This is a genomic window from Pelovirga sp., from assembly GCF_059864205.1.
Window position 1 is genome coordinate 1 of record NZ_JCBCBS010000092.1, and the last position, 6,378, is coordinate 6,378.

At 51.3% G+C, this 6,378-nt stretch carries 7 protein-coding genes; all 7 read left to right on the plus strand.

The genetic code is table 11. The features are described from left to right. A partial coding sequence (locus AC6F7T_RS06355) for a BamA/TamA family outer membrane protein (protein WP_500717160.1) occupies window positions 1–903 on the plus strand: 903 nt, incomplete at its 5' end. Between the two features lie 21 nt (window positions 904–924). Beyond that, window positions 925–1,428 (plus strand): OmpH family outer membrane protein, encoded by a 504-nt coding sequence (locus AC6F7T_RS06360; RefSeq protein WP_500717161.1) that lies wholly within the window; start codon window positions 925–927, stop codon window positions 1,426–1,428. A 26-nt stretch (window positions 1,429–1,454) separates the two neighbouring features. Beyond that, the gene (gene lpxD, locus AC6F7T_RS06365) at window positions 1,455–2,498 is read left to right on the plus strand and encodes a UDP-3-O-(3-hydroxymyristoyl)glucosamine N-acyltransferase (RefSeq protein WP_500717162.1); all 1,044 of its coding nucleotides are present in this window, start codon (window positions 1,455–1,457) and stop codon (window positions 2,496–2,498) included. Continuing rightward, complete coding sequence (gene fabZ / locus AC6F7T_RS06370) at window positions 2,491–2,928, plus strand: 3-hydroxyacyl-ACP dehydratase FabZ (protein ID WP_500717163.1); 438 nt, start codon at window positions 2,491–2,493, stop codon at window positions 2,926–2,928. The genes lpxD and fabZ overlap by 8 nt, the downstream gene beginning before the upstream one ends. 19 nt (window positions 2,929–2,947) lie before the next feature. After that, a complete protein-coding gene (lpxA, locus tag AC6F7T_RS06375; RefSeq protein ID WP_500717164.1) occupies window positions 2,948–3,721 on the plus strand; it encodes an acyl-ACP--UDP-N-acetylglucosamine O-acyltransferase in 774 nt (257 codons plus the stop codon). Window positions 3,722–3,836: 115 nt separating this feature from the next. Then, window positions 3,837–4,979, plus strand: coding sequence for a lipid-A-disaccharide synthase (lpxB, locus tag AC6F7T_RS06380; protein ID WP_500717165.1), 1,143 nt, complete (start codon window positions 3,837–3,839; stop codon window positions 4,977–4,979). Between the two features lie 4 nt (window positions 4,980–4,983). Continuing rightward, on the plus strand, window positions 4,984–6,378 hold a 1,395-nt coding region (locus tag AC6F7T_RS06385), incomplete at its 3' end, for an ABC transporter transmembrane domain-containing protein (RefSeq protein ID WP_500717166.1).

Below are 6,378 nucleotides of genomic sequence, written 5' to 3' on the forward strand. Positions count from 1 at the left end.
CTTGGACGCGGTTTAAATCTCAATTTAAGTGGCTCCATCGGTTCCAAAAGTAATACCTACTCACTGGCGATAACCGATCCTTATTTTCTGGATACCGACTGGACCCTGGGCGGTGAGGTTTATCGATCGAAGCGTGAATACCGCGACTATGATGATGAGCGTACCGGTGGTGCAATCCGTGCAGGTCATCCGGTCAGCCGCAATTCTCGGGCATTTTTGACCTACCGCTACGAACAAAAGGATATTACTAATTTAAGTGCTGTTGCGCTGGCCAATCGATTTATTGCTGATCAGGCAGGCAGGTCAACTCTGTCATCGATAACCACCCAGTGGGTGCGAAACAGTACCGATTTTTTTGAGGATCCAAGCCGCGGCGGGGTTACCCGCATCAGCCTTGAGTATGCCGGCCTGGGCGGTACCGAGCATTTCTTGCGACCAATTGCTTCGCATCGCCATTTCTTTCCGCTGTTCTGGAGCACGGTTTTCTCTATTCACGGTGAGATTGGTTATATAACGTCGACCCGGGGTGATGATGACGTCTCCATCAGTGAGCGTTTTTATCTGGGGGGCATCAGAACCCTTCGCGGTTTTAAAACGCGGGAAGTAGGACCGCGCAGCGATGATGGTATTTATATCGGTGGTGAAAAGATGGGTTACTTCAATTTTGAATATCTTTTCCCCATCTATCGCTCACTGGGTTTGCAGGGTGTCCTCTTTTACGATACCGGGAATGTCTGGACCGATGATGAAGAGTATTTTTCCGATATGCGCCACAGTGCCGGTGCCGGCATCCGTTGGCGCAGCCCTTTAGGTCCGTTGCGTTTTGAGTGGGGTTATAACCTTGACCCACGGGATGATGAGAAAAAAAGCGTGTTTGAATTCACTATAGGACGACCTTTTTAAAAACCATAACAAGGAGATATCATGAAAAAAATCAGTATGCTACTTATTGCCCTTCTGCTTCTGGCGCTACCTGTTTTTGCGCAGAAAATTGGCTATGTTGATCTGCAGCGTGCCTTGAATCTGTCCAAGGCCGGCGTTGCTGCCAAACAACAGATGACGGAGCAGGTGCAGAAATACGAGGGTGAATTTAAAACCCGACAGGATGATGTGTTGCGGATGAAGGCTGATCTGGAAAAGCAGGCGGCGCTGTTGTCCGATAGTGCGCGCACGGAACGCGAGCGCGAATATCAGCGCCGCGTCACCGACCTGCAGCGTTTCCAGCAGGATATCCAGGAAGATCTGCAGCGCAAGGATGCCGAATATACCGGGCGGATTATCAATGAGTTGTTTGCAGTCATGGAAAAGTTGGGTGCGGAAGGTGACTATACGATGATTATCGAGCGCAATGAAGGGGCCATCGTTTACGCTGATCCTAAATTTGACCTGACCGCCGAGTTGATTAAGGCCTACGATGCTACCAAATAGTCGCGCTGTAATGGTAGGAGATTAATATGGCAACATTGGCCGAGCTGGCACAACTGGTCCAGGGGGAGGTTCATGGGGATCCGACAATTCAGATATCGCGGGTAGCTTCGATTGACCGAGCCGCTGAAGGTGATATCACCTTTGTTGCCAATCCTAAGTATCTGCCGCATTTAAAAGGTTGCCGCGCTTCGGCGGTTATTGTCGCCCCTGGGGTTGATGTCAGCGAGCGTCATGTCATTGTCACCGCCAATCCATATCTGGCGTTTGCCAAAGTTCTGAGCTTTTTGCATCGTGGTACCAGGGCCGCTGCAGGTGTTATGCCCGGCGCACAGGTTGCTGCCAGCGCCAGCATTGATGCAACTGCCACAATTCATCCCGGCTGCGTGGTGGGTGAAGCTGTTGTGGTCGGTGCCCGAACGATACTGCATTCCGGTGTGTGCCTATATGATGATGTCGTGATTGGTGCCGATTGTTGTCTGCATGCTAATGTGGTGGTTCGTGAAAGTTGCCGGTTGGGTGATCGGGTTATTTTACAACCGTCGGCAGTGATCGGTTCCGATGGCTTCGGTTTTGCCCCCGCTGGCACCGGATATTTCAAGATTCCTCAAGTGGGAATTGTCGTCATTGAAGATGATGTTGAAATCGGTGCCAACTCCTGTGTTGATCGCGCAACCCTGGGCGAAACCCGTGTGCGGCGCGGCACCAAAGTCGACAATCTGGTGCAAATCGGTCACAATGTCGATATCGGGGAAGACTGCATCATTGTTGCCCAGGTCGGATTCGCCGGCAGCACGCGTATTGGTAAACACTGTACTTTCGGGGGGCAGGCTGCTGTTGCCGGGCATCTGAAGGTGGGGGACAATGTCACTATTGGCGCCCGTGGTGGCGTCAGTGGTGATCTGGAGGCGCCCTATCAAGTGCTGTCTGGTCTTCCGTTGATGCCCCACAAGGAATGGCTGCGTTCGACCATGACGCTGCCAAAGTTGCCGGACATGCGTAAAGATGTCCTGCAACTAAAAAAACGTGTCGATGAATTGGAAGCACTGCTGAAGGAGGATGGACGTGCTTGAATTGAATATACAGCAGATCATAGAGATTCTTCCCCACCGTTATCCGTTTCTGCTGGTGGATCGGATCGAAGAAGTCGAAGAGGGGAAGAGGGTCAATGGTTACAAAAACGTGACCATCAATGAGCCTTTTTTTCAGGGACATTTCCCCGGGCACCCGATCATGCCGGGGGTGCTGATCCTCGAAGCGATGGCTCAGGTGGGCGGCGCTTATGTGACGGTGGTCGATCAAATTGAAAAAGACCGCGTTACCTACTTTGTCGGTATCGACAAGGCTCGTTTCCGTAAGCCGGTCATGCCTGGCGATGTCCTGCGGATGGAGCTGGATCTTTTGTCACGTCGGCGCGGTATTTATCAGTTTCAAGGCAATGCCTATGTCGGCGATACCCTGGTCGCAGAAGCGGAACTGAAGGCGACTTTTGCCAAAAAATAAATTTTCAATGGAGCTATCCATGATTCATCCTACAGCCATTATCGCCCCAGGTGCCAAATTACACTCGAGTGTTACTGTCGGCCCTTATTCGGTGATCGGCGAACACGTCTGCATAGGTGAGGGGACAACAATAGCACCTCATGTGGTTATTGAAGGACGAACCGAGATCGGCTGTTTCAACCAGATATTTCAGTTTGCGTCGATTGGCGCAGTTCCGCAGGATCTCAAATTCATGGGGGAAGAATCAACCCTGAAGATTGGTGATCGTAACCGCATCAGGGAGTTTACTACCATCCACCTGGGTACGGAAGAAGGTGGTAGTGTGACCACTGTTGGCAATGATTGTCTGTTGATGGCCTATTCCCATGTGGCGCATGATTGTATCGTCGGCAACCACGTGATCCTTGCCAACGCCGCGACGTTGGCCGGGCATGTCCAGGTCGATGATTACGCTATCCTCGGTGGACTCTCTGCGGTTCATCAGTTTGCCCGGGTGGGCTGTCATGTCATGGCCAGTGGTGGATCGATGATTGCTCAGGATGTGGCGCCGTTTTCCATTGTTCAGGGTGATCGTGCCAAAACGGTGGGACTAAATACCACTGGACTAAAACGCAGGGGCTTTACTGATGAGGCGTTGGCAACCATCAAAAAACTGTATAAATTGGTATTTCGTTCCAATCTGAAGCTGGAAGAGGCAATTGCTACCATCGAAAATGAATTTGACACAACAGCTAATGAAGTGGCAATTTATCTGGACTTTCTTAAATCGAGTGAACGCGGACTGGCGCGCTAAGAAACTCATTTTAAATGATAAAACAGAAGTTGTGAGAACCGTAATCGGCTCTTTCCTTCTGTTTTTTTTATAGGATGACAATCTGTTGAATACTTCTTCTGCTAAGCGTCGTGTCATGATTGTTGCGGGAGAGTCTTCCGGCGATCTTCATGGCAGCAACTTGCTTAAAGCCGCAGCGGACAAATACCCCAATATCAGCTTTTTTGGGGTTGGTGGCAGTCGTATGCAGGCGAACGGTTGTGACATCCTGATCCCGTCCGATGAATTATCGGTGATGGGGGTGACCGAGGTGTTGGGCCGTTTGCCCGGCATCATCAGGCGTTTTCGCCGGTTGGCGGCCCTTCTGAAATCATCTAATCCGCCGGATCTGCTGGTGTTGATTGATTTTCCCGATTTTAATCTGCGTCTGGCCAAAGTAGCTAAAGGGGCGGGGGTGCCGGTTCTTTACTACATCAGCCCCAAGGTCTGGGCCTGGCGTTCGGGTCGGGCACGTACTATTGCCGGACGTGTTGATCGCCTGGCGCTGATTTTTCCTTTTGAAGCCGAAATTTATGCTCCCTATCAGGTGCGCACCGAGTATGTGGGAAATCCGCTGCTGGATGAATTTAGCGCACGTCCCCTAGGGCTGGATATCAGGCAGCAACTTGATATATCGGCGCAAGTTAAAATCGTCGGAATTTTTCCAGGCAGCCGGCAGAGTGAGTTGACCTATATTTTTGCTACTCTGGTGGCGGCAGCAAAACGGATTCATGAGGAAGATCAGCTTGTTGAGTTTGTCATGCCGGTGGCACCCTCACTGCGGCGCAGCGAGCTGGAAAGTCGCCTGGCTGATATCCGGTTGCCGATCCATCTGGTCGAGGATGATATTTATGCTGTTGCAGCAGCCTGCCAGGCGGTGTTGACTGTATCCGGTACGGTTACCCTGCAGTTGGCGTTGGTTGGAACGCCAATGGCAATAGTTTATAAAGTGGCCCCTCTGAGTTATGTTATTGGACGACGACTGATCAAGATTCCTTATGCCGGACTACCCAATATTATTGCCGGTCGCGAAATAGTTCGGGAATTTATTCAGGATGATTCCGACCCTGAGGCGTTGAAAGCTGAAATGCTGCGACTACTCAATGATCCTCCTTATGTTCAGCAGGTGCGGGATGATCTGGCCTTGGTGCGAAAGCGCCTCGGTGCGCCCGGATGTTCTGGGCGGGTTGCTGATATGGTCGCCGACATGGTTGGTGCTGAACCAAAAGAGAGTGCGTAACCGGATGGACAAAGAAAGAAACATCTATGTGCGGATTGTTTCCTATGCCGCTCCCTATAAGTGGATCATTGCCCTGTCGATGGTCGCTTCCCTGGGCGTGGCAGGCTCTGATGCCCTGATTGCCTATCTGGTAAAACCCTTTATTGATGAGTTGATTGTTGCCGGCAATTTGGCCCTTGTCCAGTTGGTCCCCTTTCTGGTTGTTGGTATTGCTGCGTTCAAAGGTGGCTCGCGTTATGTGCAGGAATATTATGTACGCATGGCTGGCCAGCGGGCCATTCAGGACATTCGCAACGAACTTTTCGGCCATACCATGCAGTTGTCCATGCGCCATTATGTGACCAAATCATCGGGCAATTTAATGTCGCGTATCCTCAATGATGTTAATATGATGCAATCAGTTCTTGCTGAGGTGCTGGTCACCTTGCTGCGCGAACTGGTTACCCTTATCGTGTTGATCGGCTACGCTTTTTACCTTGATTGGCGCATGACGTTATTCGCCTTTGTGGTGATCCCGGCCGCCGTTGTCCCCGCTGCCGCCATCGGCAAACAGATAAAAAAATATTCCCGCCGCGGCCAGGCAGCCATGGGTGATCTGACTGCCGTGCTGGAGCAAAGTTTTTCCGGTATTAAAGTGATTAAAGCTTTTGGTACAGAAAGCCAGGAAGTCAGCAAGTTTGTCCGCGTTAATGCCGGCTATTATTCGTTTGTTCGCCGGACAATTCGTTATGCGGCAGCAACTTCCCCGCTGATGGAAATCATGACCGCCATCGGGGTGGCGTTTGTACTCTGGTATGGTTTAAACCGGGTCATGGCTGGGGCAATTACCCAGGGCGAAATGTTCTCCCTGTTAACGGCCATTGTCCTGCTGTATACCCCCCTGAAACGTCTGACAAAAGTGAATAATACCATTCAGCAGGCTCTTGGCGCCGCCGAACGGGTATTTGAAGTACTCGACAGTGCCCCGGAAGTTGTTGATGCGCCGGATGCCATTGAATTGAGGGAATGCCATGGCCAGGTGACCTTTGACCGGGTGACCTTTGCCTACGAAGAGGAAGCGGTGCTGCAGGAATTTTCTGTATCAGCGAACCCCGGTGAGGTAATTGCCCTGGTTGGGCCCAGTGGTGCCGGCAAAAGTACCTTTATTGGTCTGCTCAATCGTTATTACGACCCGCAACAGGGGCGCATCCTCATCGATGGTAATGATCTGCGCAGTCTGACGCAAAAAAGCCTGCATCAGCATCTGGCCCTGGTCGATCAGGAAACCTTTCTGTTCAACGACACCCTGGCCAATAATATCCGCTATAGTTTTCCTGACGCGCCCCTGGAAGCGGTTAAGGAGGCAGCCAGGCAGGCCTATGCCAGCGACTTTATCGAGCAATTGCCGGATGGTTTTGAT